Raw genomic sequence first — 16,917 nt, 5'->3', positions numbered from 1 at the left:
ATCTGTCACGCTAAACCGGCCACCGGGCCCCGGGCGTCCGCCCGGCGGCGCGATCGCGCGTACTCCTCGTGGAGTACGGCGCGGGCGGACCGGTGGCGTTCCCCCCATGCCGCCCGGCACGCGCCCGACGCGGTCCGCCCCGCCCGGACCGGCCGTGTCTTCGAAGACACGGCCCAGGGGGAGTCCGGGCAGCCCAAGCCCTACGGCGTGACCGCGCCGTCCTTCGGGTCCTTGTCGCGGTCCTCGTCGTCCCGTGCCCGGTCGGGCTCCTGGTCCCCGCTCTTCTCCGTGGCCGGGGCGGTGCCCGCCTTCGGGCGGTCCAGGAGGTCCAGCGCGCGCCGGGCCAGCGGATGGGTCCGTACGAGACCACCCAGCGAGGTCGCCCCGCGCGTGATGTCGGCGAACGCCTTCCACGCGGGCCGGAATCCGGTGATCGCCGCGTGCAGCACCCCCGGCCTGCGTTCGAAGACGGAGAGCATCCGGCGGCCGACGCTCATCTCGACACCGAGACCCGCCTTGATCGCGAACGCGTAGTTCAGCGCCTGCCGACGGGCGTCCACCGCGTCGTGCGCCTCCGAGATCCGTACCGCCCACTCCCCCGCGAGCCGCCCCGAGCGCAGTGCGAAGGAGATCCCCTCCCTGGTCCACGGCTCCAGCAGACCCGCCGCGTCACCGCAGACCAGCACCCGGCCGCGCGAGAGCGGCGAGTCGTCGCTGCGGCAGCGCGTCAGATGGCCCGACGAGATCGAGGGCTCGAAGCCCGCCAGCCCCTGCTTGGCGACGAAGTCCTCCAGATAGCGCTTCGTCGCCGCGCCGTCGCCGCGCGCCGAGATGACACCCACGGTGAGCGTGTCGCCCTTGGGGAAGACCCAGCCGTAACTCCCCGGCAGCGGGCCCCAGTCGATGAGAACCCGCCCCGCCCAGTCCTCGGCGACCGTCGGCGGCACCGGGATCTCCAGCTCCAGACCGAGGTCCACCTGGTCGAGCTTCACCCCGACATGAGCGCCTATCCGGCCCGCACTGCCGTCGGCGCCGACGACCGCGCGCGCCAGGACCGTCTCACCGTCGGACAGGACCACGGCGACCGTACGGCGGTCGGGCACGGCCGGGCCGTGCTGCTGGACCCGCGAGACCGACGCGCCGGTACGGAGCACGGCGCCCGCCTTCTGCGCGTGCTCGACCAGACTGGCGTCGAACTCGGGCCTGTTGATCAGCCCGAAGAGCATGCGCCGGGAGCGCCGGGTACGGGCCAGCCGGCCGTTCATCGAGAACGTGACCGCGTGCACCCGGTCGCGCAGGGGCAGTTCGAAGCCGGGGGGCAGCGAATCCCGCGAGGGGCCGATGATGCCGCCTCCGCAGGTCTTGTAGCGGGGCAACTCCGCCTTCTCCAGGAGCAGCACCCGACGGCCCGCGACCGCCGCCGCGTAGGCCGCGGACGCTCCCGCCGGGCCCGCGCCGACCACGACGACATCCCACACCGACCGGTCGTGCTCACCCGCCGGACCCGCCTCGGGACCGGTCCCGGGCGCGCTTCCAGATTCACTTCCGGCGTCTGCGTTCTCGCTGCTCACGATGTGCTTCTGCTCCTGATCCGACCGGTGGCCTAAGGGGTGTCGCACGGCATCCTACGGCGCCTGTGGGCCCGGTCCGTTGTGGCAGGATCGGCCCTGTCTTCGACACCCACACAAACACACAACGTCGCACCCGCCAGGAGCGTGCCCATGTCCGTCACTCCGATCGCCGAAACCGTCGCTTCGCTGATGCCCCGGGCACGGGCGGAACTGGCGGAGCTGGTGGCCTTCCGGTCGGTGGCGGATCCCGCGCAGTTCCCGCGCGGCGAGTGCGAGGCCGCCGCCGCGTGGGTGGCGGACGCCCTGCGGGCCGAGGGGTTCCGGGACGTCTCAGTGCTGGACACCCCGGACGGTTCGCAGTCCGTCTACGGCTTCCTGCCCGGCCCCGAAGGCGCCCCGACCGTGCTGCTGTACGCGCATTACGACGTGCAGCCGCCGCTCGACGAGAGCGCCTGGGTCACCCCGCCGTTCGAGCTCACCGAACGGGACGGCCGCTGGTACGGACGCGGGGCCGCCGACTGCAAGGGCGGCTTTGTGATGCATCTGCTCGCGCTGCGCGCGCTCAAGGCCGCCGACGGCGTGCCGGTGAGCGTGAAGGTGGTGGTGGAGGGTTCGGAGGAGCAGGGCACCGGCGGTCTGGAACGGTACGCCGAGGAGCACCCGGAGCTGCTGGCCGCGGACACGATCGTCATCGGCGACACGGGCAACTTCCGGGTCGGGCTGCCGACGGTCACGGCGACGCTGCGCGGGATGACCATGCTGCGCGTGCGGATCGACGCCCTCGAAGGCAACCTGCACTCGGGCCAGTTCGGCGGCGCGGCACCCGACGCGCTCGCCGCGCTCATCCAGCTGCTTGCCTCGTTGCGGGCGGAGGACGGTTCGACGACCGTGGACGGTCTGGCGGCCGACGCCGACTGGGACGGACTCGACTATCCCGAGGCCGACTTCGTCAAGGACGCCAAGGTCCTGGAGGGTGTCGGGCTGATCGGCCGGGGCAGCGTCGCCGACCGGGTCTGGGCCCGGCCCGCCGTCACCGTGATCGGCATCGACTGCCCGCCGGTGGTTGGCGCGACCCCGTCGCTTCAGGCGAGCGCCCGCGCCCAGATCAGCCTGCGGGTGCCGCCGGGCCAGGACGCCGACGAGGCGACCAAGCTGCTCACCGCGCACCTGCACGCGCACACCCCGTGGGGAGCCAGGGTCTCGGTCGAGCAGGTCGGGCAGGGCCAGCCGTTCCGCGCGGACACCGACAGCCCCGCGTACGCCTCGATGGCCGAGGCGATGCGCGTCGCCTATCCGGGCGAGGAGATGCAGACCGCCGGTATGGGCGGCTCCATCCCGCTCTGCAACACGCTGGCCTCGCTGTACCCGGCCGCGGAGATCCTGCTGATCGGGCTCAGCGAGCCGGAGGCGCAGATCCACGCGGTCAACGAGAGTGTGTCTCCCGAGGAGTTGGAGCGCCTGTCGGTGGCCGAGGCGCACTTCCTGGTCAACTTCGCGCGCTCCAAACGCGGCTGAGCCCCGCCGGGCCCGACGGGACAGCATGACAGGAGGTTCACCCGGGCTTTCTGCGTAAAGCGGAAATCGCCGTCAGCGAAGTGGCACGCGCGGCCGTTCCGCACTGCATACATTCGAGGCATGGATCTCGTTGCGATCAGTCCCCGGCTGCATATGCTCCGTTTCCCCATCGGTCAGGCGTACTTGTGGCAGGACGAGAACGAGCTGACTCTCATCGATTCCGGTCATGTCTACGCGGGACCGGAGATCGAGCACGCCATTCGCGATCTCGGTCTCACCCCCGCGAATCTGCGCCGTGTCGTCCTCACCCACTGCCACCGCGACCATGTGGGTTCGGCGCAGGAGCTGGCCGGGCGGTACGGCGCCGAGGTGATGGCGCACCGGCTCGACGCCCCGATCATCCGCGGCGAGTGGCCGGTGCCCGACCCGCTGCTCCTCGACTGGGAGATCCCGCTGTACGAGCACGGGCTGACCGTGCCGCCCGCGCCGCCCACCCGGGTGGACCGCGAGTTGGAGGACGGCGACGAGCTGCCCTTCGGCGACGGCGCGCGGGTGGTGCATGTCCCGGGGCACACGTACGGATCCATCGCCGTCCATCTGCCGTACCACGGTGTGCTGTTCACGGGTGACGCCGTGGCCGCCGCCGAACGCCGCGTGATGCTCGGCGTGTTCAACGTCAACCGTGAGAGCGCGAAGCGGTCCATGATCCGCCTCGCGGCGCTCGGACCCTCGACGGTCTGTTTCGGCCACGGCGATCCGCTCGTCACGGACGGGACCACGGACGCCGCCGCCGTGCTGTACGCGTCAGCCGACCGGGACACCGGCCTCCAGATTGAGCACGGTCCGCCGCTCCCGGGCCCTTAGGGCCCACCGCAGCCGCTCATAGCGGGCGGGCGGCAGCATCGACGCCGCCTCGTCCTCGGTGACGAAACGCCAGCCGCGCAGCTCGGAGCCGGGCAGCAGCAGTCTTCCGGCGTCCTGGTCCGGCAGCCGGCCGCCGTCGAAGATCAGCCGCAGCCCGCCGAAGCCGGGCGGTCTCGGCGGCTCCCAGTCCACCACCAACAGCCTGGGTACGTCGGCGAGTTCTATCCCGATCTCCTCGGTGACCTCGCGCATCCCGGCCCGCGCGGGCGCCTCGCCGCTCTCGACCACCCCGCCGGGGAATTCCCAGCCCGGCTTGTAGGTGGGGTCGACGAGCAGCACGCGGTCCCGCTCGTCGAAGAGGAGCACCCCCGCCGCGACCGTCTCCGCCGTGGGCTCGGGTGTCTGCACGATCTCGCACAGCCCCGCCGAGCCCGTGTGCACCGCCTCGGCGACGACCGCCGCGCTCTGTGCCGGTGTGAGCCCTCCGGTGTCGACGACCAGGGCGTCGGCCGTGAGCCAGCCGAGCGCGGCGCCGTAGGGCTCGATGTGTTCGTACGCCCACTGCCGGGCGCGCTCGGTCCCGGCGGGGTCCTCGCCGGCCGCCTCCTCCCGTGTACGGTCCGCTATCCGGCCGCGCAAAATCGTTTCGTCCAAGGTCAGGAGCACATGCCGGACGGGAATGCGGCGGGCTGCCAGACCGCCGAATATCTCGTCCCTGTACTCCTGCCGCAGCAGCGTCATCGGGACGACGAGCACGCCGCCGACGTCGGCGAGCAGCGCGGCGGCGGTGTCCACGACCAGGCGCCGCCAGATGGGCAGGTCCTGATAGTCACTCACTTCGGCGAGTCTCTTCTGCGGCAGCAGCTCCCGCAGCCCGGAACCGATCAGCCCGGGGTCGTACAGGGTGCTGTTAGGGATCATGTCGATCAGCTCGCGCGCCGTACTGGTCTTGCCCGCTCCGAACGCACCGTTGATCCAGACGATCACGGTTCCCCCTCTTCCGTAGCCCCATGTGGATTGCCCGCAACACCCCGCAGTGGAAACACGTGGCCGATTCCGGCGGCCCCGTCGACACCCGGCTGTTGCCGGTTCGTGGCCTCATCGCCACCTCTTACGGAAGCCGTGGCGCGCCCTGTCGCACGGAGCGTTTTCGGCCGGAGCCGTCACACATGCGGACAGAAGGTCGTTCAGGACGAATGTGGCCGAGGGGGTTCGCGATGCACCGTGACGTACTGGAGAGGTTCCCTGCGGGGCATCCACGAGGGAGCCCTTTCGGGCCCCGGTCTCAGCCCTTGCTGGATCCGAGGGTGAGTCCGGCGATGAAGTGCCGCTGGAGCAGCAGGAAGACGATGATCGTCGGCAGCGCGACGATGATCGAGCCCGCAGCCAACAGGTTGTAGTCGGTGAAAAACTGACCGCGCAGATTGTTGAGCGCAGAGGTCACCGGCAGTTTGTCGCCGTCGGAGATGAAGACCAGCGCCCACAGGAAGTCGTTGTACATCCAGGTGAACTGGAGTGTGCCGAGGGCCGCGAGGGCCGGCCTGCACAGCGGCAGGGTGATCCGCCAGTACTGCGCCCAGACGCCCGCGCCGTCGACGATCGCCGCCTCCAGGATCTCGATCGGCAGCGTGCGCATGAAGTTGGCCAGGACGAAGACGCAGAAGCCCATCTGGAAGCCGACCTGGACGGCGACGACGGCCCAGTACGAGTCGTACATCGTCATCGAGTCGGACATCCAGTACGGCAGCGGGATGCGGTTGAACAGCACGTACAGCGGCGTGATGATCACCTGCTGCGGCAGCAGATTGCCCGCCGTGAACAGCATCAGGAGCACGATCGATCCGCGCATTCTCAGCCGCGCCACGGCGAAGGCGACGAACGAGGCGAGGAAGAGCGCGAGCAGTACACCGGGGACGGCGATGAGCAGCGTGTTGACGAAATACTTCGTCAACCCGGAATCGGTGAACGCCTGCCGGTAGTAGTCGAAGGACAGCTTGTCGGGCAGCGAGAAGTAGCCACGCTCGGCCGTCTCGTCGTACGGCCTGAGCGAGGCGTACGCGGCCAGCAGCAGGGGCGCGAGGAACGCCAGCGAGACGGCCATCAGGAAGGCGTGCACGCCGAACCGGCCGGGGGTGGCGCGGCGCCGGCGGGCGGGCGGACCCGACGACGCGGGAGAGCCGGTGGCGGCAGGTGTGGACGCGGGCGGGCCCGGCGTCGCGGTGTCGGCGTGGACGCTCATCGGGTCTTCTCCCCTCGGATCTCCTGGACCAGATACGTCACGACGAAGCCCATGGAGACGACGAGCAGGACGACGGCGATGGCCGATCCGAAGCCGATCCGGCTCGCCTCTCCGATGATGTTGTCCGTCACGAGCACCGAGAGCAGTTCAAGTCCGTTTCTGCCCTTGTTGACGGCGTAGACGATGTCGAAGGCGCGCAGCCCCTCGATGACCGTGATCACGCCGACGATGACGTTCACCGGCCGCATGGCGGGGAAGACCACTCGGAAAAATGTCTGAGTCTCGCTCGCGCCGTCGATGGCCGCGGCCTCCTTGAGAGAGGCGTCGACGGCCTTGAGGCCCGCCAGATAGAGGATCATCACATAGCCGGTGTGCCGCCAGGCCGCGGCCAGCAGGACCATCCAGATGTTGAGGTCCGGATCGCCGAGCCAGTCGGTGGGATTCTCGGTGTCGCCGAGGATCGCGTTGAGCGCGCCCTGGTCGCGGGAGAAGACGAGTTGGGCGATGAAGCCGACGATGGCGAGCGAGAGCACGACCGGCAGATAGATCGTTGACTGGTAGAAGCGGCTGAAGCGCACGCCCCGGTCGATGAGTACGGCGAGGAGCAGCCCGAACGGGGTGGCGACCAGGCCGAGAAAGCCCAGCCACAGGAGGTTGTGCTGGACGGCGGGCCAGAACTGCGGGTAGTTGGTGAACAGGTTCTCGTAGTTCTCGGTACCGACCCACTCGATGTCGCTGATCCCGTCCCAGCTGGAGAAGGACAGCACGATCGAGGCGACGGTCGGGCCCCACACGATGACCAGATCGAGCAGGAGAGGTACTCCCAGCAGCACGCAGAGGACGGCACGGTCCCGGGCTGAGAACCGCCGGGGGCCGCGCCGCCGGGTGCGTCGCGTCGTGAAGAACGCCACGGATCAGCTGCCGTCGGACGCGAAGAGAGTCTTCTTCTGCCGTTCGATCCCGTTGACCAGCCCGTCCACGTCGTCCGGCTCGTTGATGAAGCTCTGGATGGCCTGGATCATCACCGTCGAGGCGAAGTCGGGCCGGGTGTCGCGGTCCATGAACTGCGATATCTGCTTCGAACCCGCGATCAGGTCCACCGCCTTCTTCTGCAGCGGTGAGTACTTGGAGATGTCGGCGTCCTCGCTGACCGCGACATTGTTGGGATCACCGGCGAGATAGACGTCCTCGGCCTCGCCGGTGGCCAGCCAGGACAGCAGGTCCCTGGCGCTCTCCATGGTCCGGTCGTTCTTCAGGCTCTTGGAGTTCTTCGCCAGCAGGAATCCGTCGATGGGCGCCTCGACCGCGTCCTGGCCGTGCTCCGGGTTGATCTCGGGGAACGCGAAGAAGTCGATGTCGTCCTGCTCGTCCTCGGCGAACTGCTGGCCGGGGTGCGGGAGTCCGAAGACGGCCATCCCCGTCTCGCCCTTCTGGAGGCTGGTCGCCGCCTCCTGCCAGGTACGGCCGTTGGCACCCGGCTGGCAGTAGGGGAGGATGCTCCGCCAGGTGTCGAAGACATCCTTGACGCGCTTGTCGGTCCAGGCTTCCTCGCCCGCCATCAGCGACTTGTGGAACTCGTAACCGTTACTGCGCATGTTGATGTAGTCGAAAGTGCCCATCGCGGGCCAGCCGTCCTTGTCGCAGAACGCGATCGGGGTCAGCTTGTCCTTGCGCATCCGCTTGGCGAGCGCCAGGTACTCGTCCAGGGTGCGCGGGGCCTCGTAGCCGCGCTCCTCGAAGACGCTCTTCCGATGGAAGACCGCCCACGGATAGTAGTAGTACGGCGTGAGGTACTGCTTGTCGTCCGAGCCGGTCGACTGGGCCTTCAGCGCCTCGGAGAAGCCGGTGTAGTCGCCCCACAGATCGCTGATGTCGTGCAGCAGCCCCTTCTCCGCGAAGAACTGCATCCGGTAGCCGGCGAACCACATGAAGACGTCGTCCGGCTTGCTCTGCAGATAGCGGCTGATGTTCTCCTGGAAGCTGTTGTGGTCAACGGTGTTGACGTCGACCTTCCGCTTCTCCTTGGACTGCTTCTCGTACGCCGCGAAGGCCTGGGCGAACGCCTTCTTGGGGACCGGGTCGGAGGAGTTCGAACCCATCGTGACGGTCTTTCCGTCACCGCCCGGACCGCCGCCGCACGCGGCGAGCAGCGACGGCAGTGCGATCGCACCCGCCCCGGCCGCCGCACCACGCAGTAGATTTCGCCGGGAGATCCGGTGCCCGGCCAGACTCGCCGGTACCACCGAACCGTTGAACGGAGACTGAGACATGTCCCCCTCCTCAGGGGTGCGACCCAACACAACCGAACGCGAGGGTTGGATCTCACTCCCCTGAGAGGGAGTCGTCAAGGGTTCTGACGGGATATCGAACAACCGTTACCCGGTCTCTTCCAACAGAGCCGAACAGGCTCTACCGCAAACGCGCGCAATGACACATTCGCGAAGACCGGTACGGGCAGCGAGATCTGACGGCCCGTCAACTCTCCATCCGGCGACCGTCAGAGACTTGTCGGGGCGGTCATCGCCGAGTTGTTGTCGCTCGAAGCGGCGGGCCCGCGCCCCAGCGACGCCGCCGCCGCGGCGCCCACGAGACCCGCGTTCGTACCGGTCAACGCCGGTGCCACGGTGAGGTTCTGGACGAACGAGAGCGTCGCGTACTCGCGCAGCGAACGGCGCAGCGGCAGGAAGAGCACATCGCCCGCGTTCGCCACTCCCCCGCCGACGACCGCGATCCCGATGTCCGCGAGCGTCGCCGTCGCCGCGATCCCGGCGGCCAGTGCCTGCGCGGCCCGTTCGAAGGAGGCGATGGCGACCGCGTCGCCCGCGCGCGCCGCAGCGGCGACGGCCGCCGCCGAGGTGTCACCGTCCGGACCGGGGCGCCAGCCGCCCTCCAGGGCGCGACGGGCGATGTTGGGGCCGCTGGCGATGCGTTCGACGCAGCCGCGTCCGCCGCATGGGCAGAGATCACCGTCGAGATCCACACTGATGTGGCCGATATGGCCAGCGTTCCCGGAGGGGCCGGGGTGGAGCTTGCCGCCGAGCACCAGACCGCCGCCGACACCGGTGGAGACCACCATGCACAGGGCGTTGTCGTAGCCGCGAGCCGCGCCCTGCCAGTGCTCGGCCGCCGTCATGGCGACGCCGTCACCCACGAGTGTCACCGGCAGTCCGCCGGTGGCCCGCCGGACGCGCTCGACCAGGGGGAAGCCGCGCCAGCCGGGGACGTTCACCGGGCTGACCGTGCCGGCCGCCGCGTCCACGGGGCCCGCGCTGCCGATACCGACAGCTGTCGCACGCGCCCAGAGCGGGGACGCGCCGATCTCTTCCAGCACCTCCGTCACCGCGCGCATCACCGACTCACCGTCCTCGGCCGCCGGGGTCGGCCGCCGGGACCGTACGAGGATCCTCCCGTCACCGTCCACCAACGCGCCGGCGATCTTGGTGCCGCCGATGTCGAGAGCGGCGACTAGCTCGGTATGCATCTGTGTGGGTTCTCCAGTGGACGAGAGGGTCCCCGCGGGCGGGGGTGGTGGGGACGCGCGGGGGACCTGCGGGTTCATGGAACAGTCTCCATTCACCTGACAACGTTGTCCAGGGCCTATGCTCAACGCCACAAGTCTTGAACGCAACCGAACGACGACAGGACAGCGCACAGTGGCCGACACCAACCGTCACTCCGAGCCCCGCTACGGTAATCGGCCCACCATGAAAGATGTGGCAGCGCGGGCCGGTGTCGGGCTCAAGACGGTGTCCCGAGTGGTCAACGCGGAGCCCGGCGTGACGCCGGACACCGAGCGGCGCGTCCAGGAGGCCATCGACGCGCTGGGCTTCCGGCGCAACGACTCGGCGCGCGTGCTGCGCAAGGGCCGTACCGCCAGCATCGGTCTGGTGCTGGAGGATCTCGCCGACCCGTTCTACGGCCCGCTGAACCGCGCGGTCGAGGAGGTCGCCCGCGCCCACGGCGCGCTGCTGATCAACGGGTCGAGCGCCGAGGACCCGGACCGCGAGCAGGAGCTGGTGCTCGCCCTCTGCGCGCGCCGCGTGGACGGCCTGATCATCATTCCCGCGGGTCACGACCACCGTTATCTGGAGCCGGAGATCAAGGCCGGGGTCGCGACGGTCTTCGTCGACCGGCCCGCGGGGAAGATCAACGCGGACGCCGTGCTCTCCGACAGCTTCGGCGGCGCGCGCTCGGGCACCGCCCATCTGGTCGCGCACGGCCACCGCCGGATCGGCTTCATCGGTGACCAGCCCCGGATCCACACGGCGGTGGAGCGCCTGCGCGGCTACCGGGCCGCGATGGCGGAGGCCGGACTGCCCGTGGACGACTCGTGGGTGTCGCTGGGCACGACAGTTCCTGAGCGGGTGCACGACGCCGTCGTGTCGATACTGAAGGCCCCCGAGCCGGTCACGGCGATCCTCACCGGCAACAACCGTGTCACCGTCACGGTCGTAAGGGCGCTCGCCGCGCACGAGCGGCCTGTCGCCCTCGTCGGCTTCGACGACATCGAGCTGGCCGACCTGCTGGACCCCGGGGTCACCGTCATCGCGCAGGACGCCGCCACCCTCGGGCGTACGGCGGCGGAGCGGCTCTTCCGCCGGCTGGACGGGGCGGCCGATGCCCCGAACCAGGTGGTGGTGCCGACCAGGCTGATCGCGCGCGGCTCGGGCGAGCTGCCGCCGTCAGCAGACCGGTAGGCCCGGCAGCGGCTGGTCGTTGTCGCCGCCCGAGATGTAGACGTCGCTGACGAAGACGTTCGTATTGCCGTTGTCGTCGTCGGTCTTGGCCCACCAGATGTTGGTCCACTGTCCTGACGTCTCACGGCGGCCCAGATTCCGCTGGCAGTAGAAGTAGTTGGTGCCCGCGTTGAGCACGCCGGCCTGGGCGCCGTCCGCGGTGTACGAGTTGGCCTGGCGCCAGACCTGGCAGTTGTACTTGCCGCCGCCGATCGGGTGGCACACCGGCGCCGGGTCAGGGTCCGTACCGCCTCCGCCACCGCCCGTGCTCTCGCCGCCGGATCCCGGACGTCCGCCGTCGGTGTCGGCCTCGGCGTCGCCCTTGCCCTTGCCGTCCGGATCCGAGTCGTCGGTGCCGCCGCCGGGCGCGGGCGACTTCTTGTCGTCCTTCGGGGGCTTCGACGCCTTGTCGCCCTGCTCCTTCGGCTTCGCGCTCGGGCTCTTGTCGCCGGACGTGGCGGCGCCCGGGTCGAGGACCCGGCCGTCGGGGCCCTCGTCCGGCTCCGTCGGCCCGTCCCCGGCCACGTTCTCGCCGGCGGTGGAGCCGCCGCGGTCGACGAGCACGTACGTCACGCCGCCTCCGGCGAGCAGGACGGCCGCGACTCCGGCGGCGACGAGCATGCGCGACTTCTTGGCTCGCCGTCCGCCGGGGCCGTCGGCTGGGACGGCACGGTGCCGGGAGGTGACGGAGGTGACGGAGGTGACGGAGGGGCCGGACGGGCCGGACGGGCCGGACGGTGCGGCCGAGGGACCCGCCGTTGGGGGTGGGCCGAACCCCTCCGGGCGGTGCGGCACCGGGTTGATCTCGGTCGGCACCCGGGGCGCATGGGCGGGAGCGGCGCCGTGCTCCCCCAGTCCGATCGGCGCGGTGATCGCACCGCTGTCGCCCGCGACCGCCGCGAGCAGCCGCGCCGCCGTCTCCGCGTCCGGCCGCAGCGCCGGGTCCTTGTGCATCAGCTGCTGGAGTACGGCGCCGAGAGGGCCCGCGCGCCGGGCCTCGGGCAGCGGGTCGACCACGATCGCGGTGAGCGTCGACCAGGTCGACGTACGGCGGAAGGGCGAGTTGCCCTCGACGGCGGCGTACAGCGTCGCGCCGAGCGCCCAGACGTCGGACGCCGGTCCCGGCTCCTGGCCCTGGGCGCGCTCGGGCGCCAAGTAGTCGAGCGAGCCGACGAGTTCACCGCTGCGGGTGAGGTGGGTGCTGGAGCCGTCGCCGGGATCGTCCATCGCGGCGATGCCGAAGTCGGTGAGGACCACGCGCCCGCCCGCCTCCAGCAGCACATTGCCGGGCTTGACGTCGCGGTGCAGCACGCCGGCGCGGTGGGCGGCGCCGAGCGCCTCCATCACCTTGGCGCCGATACGGGCCGCCTCGCGCGGGTCCATCACACCGTGCCGGGTGAGGACATCGTCGAGCGAGGGGCCGTCGATCAGCTCCATGACGATGACGGGACGGCCACCCTCGTCGGCGACGTCGTGGACGGCCACCACACCGGGGTGCTTGATCCGGGCGGCGGCACGTGCCTCGCGCCGCATCCGTACGCGCAGGTCGGCGAGTTCGGACCCGCCGGCATCGGTATAGGTACGCAGTTCCTTGACGGCGACCTCGCGGCCGAGCACCTCGTCCATGGCGCGCCACACAACACCCATGCCGCCCCGCCCCAGTTGGGCGAGCACCCGATAGCGGCCGGCGAGCAGTCTGCCCGCTTCCTCGCCGCGGCCGTATTCCCCCGTAGACACCACTTGCCCCTTGCCTCGCGTGTTGCTGTCGCACGTCGCTGGTTCCGGTCACCCGTACGGGACCGTGGTCGCGGTCCTCGTCGGGGTGGACGACAGCCTAAGGGGCGGCAGTTTCAGGTGGGACAGGCCGGTGTGCGCGGGGGCAGCGGGCCCGGGTCAGGGGGCGGAGACCGTGAGGGCCGCGCGGCGCGGGGTCGCGAAGCCTTCCAGACCGGCGCGGGTGAGGCCGGTGAGGCCGGTGACCTCGTCGGCGTCGAGGGCTCCGCAGTCGAGTCCGCGCAGGAGGTAGCCGCTGAGAGCCTTGGCGGTGGCCGGCTCGTCCATCACGTCGCCCCCGGCCTTCGCCACGTACGCGGCGAGTCGCGCGGCGGCGGGCTCCAGGCCCTCGCGGTAGAAGGCGTAGACCGCGGCGTAGCGCGTGGGCAGATGGCCGGGGTGCATGTCCCAGCCCTGGTAGTAGGCGCGGGCGAGGGCGCGGCGGGTGAGCCCGTGGTGAAGGCGCCAGGCCTCGTGGACCTGGCTGGTGGGGCCGACGGGCAGGACGTTGGTGGAGCCGTCGCAGACCCGTACGCCGGTGCCTGCGGCGGCGACCTGCATGACGGCCTTGGCGTGGTCGGCGGCCGGGTGGTCGCTGGACTGGTAGGCGGCGCTGACCCCGACGCAGGCGCTGTAGTCGAAGGTGCCGTAGTGCAGTCCGGTGGCACGGCCGTCCGCGGCGACGATCATCCGGGCGACGGCTGCGGTGCCGTCGGCGGCGAGGATGGACTGGCTGGTCTCGATCTGGATCTCGAAGCCGATCCGGCCGGGCCGCAGCCCGCGCGCCTTCTCGAACTCCGCCGCCAACCGGGCCATCGCGGTGACCTGTTCGGGATAGGTGACCTTCGGCAGGGTGAGGACGAGCCCTTCGGGAAGGCCGCCGGCCTCCATCAGTCCGCTGAGGAAGATGTCGAGGGTCCGGATGGCCCGGTCCCGTACGGACGCCTCCAGGCACTTCATCCTGATGCCCATGTACGGGGCGGCGGTGCCGTCCTCGTACGCCTGGTGGACGAGGCGCGCGGCTCGCGCGGCGGCGATGTCCTCCTCCTCGTCGGAGTGCGCCCCGTAGCCGTCCTCGAAGTCGATCCGCAGGTCCTCGACGGGCTCGCGCTCCAGCTTGGCCCGCACCCGCTCGTACACCGGACCGGCCAGTTCGTCCGAGAGGCCGAGGGCGCGGGCCAAGGAGGCGGCGTCGGGGGCGTGTTCGTCGAGGGCGGCGAGGGCCTGGTCGCCCCAGGAACGGACGGTGCCCGCGTCGAAGGCGTCGGCGGGGACATAGACGGTGTGCACGGGCTGGCGGGTGCCGGGGTCTCCCGGGTAGCGGCGGGCGAGTTCCGCGTCGACCGGTGCGAGCGAGGCGCCGATGCTCGCCCCGACCGCGTCCGCGAGGCTCGTCGCGACCTTCTCCTGCTGGCCCTGACCCATTCCCACGCCTCCATGCACCGCGTTGAGTTTTCCGCTATACGGAATTCATCATCCGCATGGTGAAGTTAATCTCCCGATCCGGGCTGCGTCAATGGTCGCCCGGGACGAGCCGGTAAGCGAGTGCGCGGCGCGCAGGGGCCGCGCGGTGGATCACCCACCGCGCGGCCCCTGTGTGCCTCCGGAACGTACGAGCCGTCCTCGGCTCAGCCCTTGCGTGCCTTGATGGCTTCGGTGAGTTGCGGGACGACCTGGAAGAGGTCGCCGACGATTCCGTAGTCGACGAGGTCGAAGATGGGCGCTTCGGCGTCCTTGTTGACCGCGACGATCGTCTTCGAGGTCTGCATGCCCGCCCGGTGCTGGATCGCACCGGAGATGCCGGAGGCGATGTAGAGCTGCGGGGAGACGGACTTGCCGGTCTGGCCGACCTGGTTGGAGTGCGGGTACCAGCCCGCGTCCACAGCGGCACGCGAAGCACCCACGGCCGCGCCGAGGGAGTCCGCCAGCGCCTCGATGATCGCGAAGTTCTCCGCGCCGTTGACACCACGTCCGCCGGAGACCACGATCGCGGCCTCGGTCAGCTCGGGACGGCCGGTCGACTCACGCGGCGTACGGGCGACGACCTTCGTACCGGTGGCCCCCTCACAGAAGGTGACAGCCAGCTCCTCGACGGTGCCCGCGGCCGGGGCCGGCTCGACAGGGGCCGAGTTGGGCTTCACGGTGATGACCGGAGTGCCCCTGGTGATACGGGACTTGGTGGTGTAGGCGGCGGCGAACACCGACTGCGTCGCCACCGGACCCCCGTCACCGGCCTCCAGGTCGATCGCGTCGGTGACGATGCCCGACCCGACCCGCACCGCGAGGCGGGCCGCGATCTCCTTGCCCTCGGCGGAGGAGGGGACGAGGACGGCGGCCGGGGACACCTGCGCGTACGCGGCCTGGAGGGCGTCGACCTTCGGGACGACGAGGTAGTCGGCGAACTCGGCGGCGTCGGCGGTCAGGACCTTCACCGCGCCGTGCTCCGCCAGTGTGGAGGCGGTGTCCGCCGCGCCGTTCCCCAGCGCGACGGCGACCGGGTCACCGAGACGGCGGGCCAGCGTCAGCAGCTCCAGGGTGGGCTTGCGGACGGCACCGTCCACATGATCGACATAGACGAGAACTTCAGCCATGGGAATGGATCTCCTGCGAATGCGTGTGCGTGAAGGAACCGGGACCGGCGAGAGGGGCGGTGGACCGCACCCGTCAGATGAACTTCTGGCTGACGAGGTACTCGGCCAGCTGGTCGCCGCCCTTGCCCTCGTCGTTGACGATCGTGCCCGCCGTGCGTGCCGGGCGTTCCGTGGCGGAGTCGACGGCCGTCCACGCGCCTTCGAGACCGACGTCCCCGGCCTCGATCTCCAGGTCCCCCAGGTCCAGGGACTGAACCGGCTTCTTCTTCGCCGCCATGATCCCCTTGAACGAGGGGTAGCGCGCCTCGCCCGACTGATCGGTAACCGACACGACGGCCGGCAGGGAGGCTTCGAGCTGCTCGGTCGCCGCGTCACCGTCACGGCGACCCTTCACGGTGGAGCCGTCGACCGACACCTCGGACAGCAGCGTCACCTGCGGCACACCCAGCCGCTCCGAGAGCATCGCGGGCAGGACGCCCATCGTGCCGTCGGTGGAGGCCATGCCACAGATCACCAGGTCGTAACCGGTCTTCTCGACCGCCTTCGCCAGAACCAGCGACGTGCCGAGCGCGTCCGTGCCGTGCAGATCGTCGTCCTCGACGTGGACCGCCTTGTCCGCCCCCATCGACAGCGCCTTGCGCAGCGCGTCCTTCGCGTCCTCGGGACCCACCGTCAGCACGGTGACCTCCGCGTCACCATCGTGCTCACCCGCGATCCGCAGCGCCTGCTCGACCGCGTACTCGTCCAGCTCGGACAGCAGACCGTCCACATCGTCACGGTCAAGCGTCAGGTCATCGGCGAAATGCCGGTCACCCGTGGCGTCGGGCACGTACTTCACACAGACAACGATCCTCAAGCTCACGCCGGCTCTCCTACTGCATCGTCATTTCTGGGCTGCGTTGTTGCTCGCAGCATAGGCGCCTGATGGGGGGTTTTCCGGTCAGGTCGACCCGCGCACCGACCATAATATTACTCGCCAGTACATCCAGCTCATGCCCGGTGAGCAAGCGCTTTGAACTGTGACCTTCCCAACGCCCGCCGGTCCGGCGGCCCGACGCACACCGGCCGTCGGCCGGAGCGTGTCACCCGCCGGAGGTCTCGCCCGGGGTCCCGCCGGAGACGGCCGCGCCCAGCGCGGCGATCACATCGGCCTTACGGGGTACCCCCGCGGCCCTCCGTACGATCCGGCCCGCCGCGTCGAGGACGAGCACCGTGGGGGTCTTGAGGATGCCGAGTTCGCGTACCAACTCCAGGCGGTCCTCCGCGTCGACCTCCACATGGGCGACGCCGTCGACCATGCCGGTCACCTCGGCGAGCGTGCGCCTGGTCGCGCGGCACGGCAGGCAGAACGCGGTGGAGAACTGGACCAGTGTGGCGCGCTCCCCCAACTCCGCGCCCAACAGCGCGGCGTCGAGCCGCTGTTCGCCCTTTTCCCCGCGCACCTTGAGCCTCCACCCGCCATGGGTCCGTTCGTCACCCCTCCCACGGGGCAGCGTTCGCACGGCGGCAGGATATTCCGCGGCGCCGCGCTGAGCTGCGGCAAACGCCCGGATCAACCAGGAATGACGTGATGAGAATCTCGCTCCGCGCCGTCGACAGGACTGGCCACAAGGCCTCGTTTGGGGCAC

At 70.3% G+C, this 16,917-nt stretch carries 14 protein-coding genes; 3 read left to right on the top strand and 11 right to left on the bottom strand.

From position 1 onward, the window contains the following. Window positions 1-200: 200 nt before the first annotated feature. Window positions 201-1,571, bottom strand: coding sequence for a geranylgeranyl reductase family protein (locus tag OIE74_RS35870; protein WP_384210707.1), 1,371 nt, complete (start codon window positions 1,569-1,571; stop codon window positions 201-203). A 150-nt stretch (window positions 1,572-1,721) separates the two neighbouring features. Between OIE74_RS35870 and OIE74_RS35865 the strand changes: the two genes are divergently transcribed. Beyond that, window positions 1,722-3,086, top strand: a complete 1,365-nt coding sequence (locus tag OIE74_RS35865; RefSeq protein WP_329391317.1) for a dipeptidase — start codon at window positions 1,722-1,724, stop codon at window positions 3,084-3,086. A gap of 120 nt (window positions 3,087-3,206) precedes the next feature. Further along, a complete protein-coding gene (locus OIE74_RS35860) occupies window positions 3,207-3,950 on the top strand; it encodes an MBL fold metallo-hydrolase (RefSeq protein ID WP_329391316.1) in 744 nt (247 codons plus the stop codon). On the opposite strand, the gene OIE74_RS35855 is transcribed toward OIE74_RS35860, so the two are convergent. The 5 genes from OIE74_RS35855 to OIE74_RS35835 form a co-directional block, all read right to left on the bottom strand. Further along, window positions 3,891-4,937 carry an NUDIX hydrolase gene (locus OIE74_RS35855; RefSeq protein WP_329391315.1) on the bottom strand — a complete coding sequence of 349 codons (1,047 nt, stop codon included), beginning with the start codon at window positions 4,935-4,937 and terminating at the stop codon, window positions 3,891-3,893. The genes OIE74_RS35860 and OIE74_RS35855 overlap by 60 nt on opposite strands. 298 nt (window positions 4,938-5,235) lie before the next feature. Next, a complete protein-coding gene (locus OIE74_RS35850; protein WP_329391313.1) occupies window positions 5,236-6,189 on the bottom strand; it encodes a carbohydrate ABC transporter permease in 954 nt (317 codons plus the stop codon). Further along, complete coding sequence (locus OIE74_RS35845; protein ID WP_329391311.1) at window positions 6,186-7,100, bottom strand: carbohydrate ABC transporter permease; 915 nt, start codon at window positions 7,098-7,100, stop codon at window positions 6,186-6,188. The genes OIE74_RS35850 and OIE74_RS35845 overlap by 4 nt, the downstream gene beginning before the upstream one ends. 3 nt (window positions 7,101-7,103) lie before the next feature. Next, the gene (locus OIE74_RS35840; protein WP_329391309.1) at window positions 7,104-8,459 is read right to left on the bottom strand and encodes an ABC transporter substrate-binding protein; all 1,356 of its coding nucleotides are present in this window, start codon (window positions 8,457-8,459) and stop codon (window positions 7,104-7,106) included. Between the two features lie 227 nt (window positions 8,460-8,686). Beyond that, window positions 8,687-9,670, bottom strand: a complete 984-nt coding sequence (locus tag OIE74_RS35835) for an ROK family protein (RefSeq protein ID WP_329391307.1) — start codon at window positions 9,668-9,670, stop codon at window positions 8,687-8,689. Window positions 9,671-9,842: 172 nt separating this feature from the next. On the opposite strand from OIE74_RS35835, the gene OIE74_RS35830 reads away from it, so the two are divergent. Next, a complete protein-coding gene (locus OIE74_RS35830; protein WP_329391305.1) occupies window positions 9,843-10,886 on the top strand; it encodes a LacI family DNA-binding transcriptional regulator in 1,044 nt (347 codons plus the stop codon). Here the strand turns inward: OIE74_RS35830 and OIE74_RS35825 are convergent. From OIE74_RS35825 to OIE74_RS35805, 5 genes are all read right to left on the bottom strand, one after another. Then, complete coding sequence (locus OIE74_RS35825) at window positions 10,872-12,662, bottom strand: serine/threonine-protein kinase (protein ID WP_329391303.1); 1,791 nt, start codon at window positions 12,660-12,662, stop codon at window positions 10,872-10,874. The two genes, OIE74_RS35830 and OIE74_RS35825, sit on opposite strands and share 15 nt — an antisense overlap. 156 nt (window positions 12,663-12,818) lie before the next feature. Continuing rightward, window positions 12,819-14,123 carry a DUF6986 family protein gene (locus tag OIE74_RS35820; protein ID WP_329391300.1) on the bottom strand — a complete coding sequence of 435 codons (1,305 nt, stop codon included), beginning with the start codon at window positions 14,121-14,123 and terminating at the stop codon, window positions 12,819-12,821. A gap of 203 nt (window positions 14,124-14,326) precedes the next feature. Further along, window positions 14,327-15,289 (bottom strand): electron transfer flavoprotein subunit alpha/FixB family protein, encoded by a 963-nt coding sequence (locus tag OIE74_RS35815; RefSeq protein WP_329391297.1) that lies wholly within the window; start codon window positions 15,287-15,289, stop codon window positions 14,327-14,329. 73 nt (window positions 15,290-15,362) lie between these two features. Beyond that, window positions 15,363-16,151: an electron transfer flavoprotein subunit beta/FixA family protein gene (locus OIE74_RS35810; protein ID WP_329391295.1), complete on the bottom strand. Its 789-nt coding sequence runs from the start codon at window positions 16,149-16,151 to the stop codon at window positions 15,363-15,365. Window positions 16,152-16,371: 220 nt separating this feature from the next. Then, window positions 16,372-16,731, bottom strand: a complete 360-nt coding sequence (locus OIE74_RS35805; RefSeq protein WP_329391292.1) for a TlpA family protein disulfide reductase — start codon at window positions 16,729-16,731, stop codon at window positions 16,372-16,374. Window positions 16,732-16,917 lie beyond the last annotated feature (186 nt).

The sequence above is a fragment of the Streptomyces sp. NBC_01716 genome, from assembly GCF_036248275.1.
Classification (GTDB): Bacteria; Actinomycetota; Actinomycetes; order Streptomycetales; family Streptomycetaceae; genus Streptomyces.
The sequence above is the reverse complement of the archived record's forward strand: the minus strand, read 5'-3'. Positions and strand labels throughout refer to the sequence as shown.

Coding starts and splice junctions, on each gene's coding strand:
- OIE74_RS35840 (WP_329391309.1), bottom strand. CDS start 8,459: ATGTCTCAGTCTCCGTTCAACGGTTCGGTGGTACCGGCGAGTCTGGCC.
- OIE74_RS35815 (WP_329391297.1), bottom strand. CDS start 15,289: ATGGCTGAAGTTCTCGTCTATGTCGATCATGTGGACGGTGCCGTCCGC.
- OIE74_RS35865 (WP_329391317.1), top strand. CDS start 1,722: ATGTCCGTCACTCCGATCGCCGAAACCGTCGCTTCGCTGATGCCCCGG.
- OIE74_RS35850 (WP_329391313.1), bottom strand. CDS start 6,189: ATGAGCGTCCACGCCGACACCGCGACGCCGGGCCCGCCCGCGTCCACA.
- OIE74_RS35860 (WP_329391316.1), top strand. CDS start 3,207: ATGGATCTCGTTGCGATCAGTCCCCGGCTGCATATGCTCCGTTTCCCC.
- OIE74_RS35835 (WP_329391307.1), bottom strand. CDS start 9,670: ATGCATACCGAGCTAGTCGCCGCTCTCGACATCGGCGGCACCAAGATC.
- OIE74_RS35820 (WP_329391300.1), bottom strand. CDS start 14,123: ATGGGTCAGGGCCAGCAGGAGAAGGTCGCGACGAGCCTCGCGGACGCG.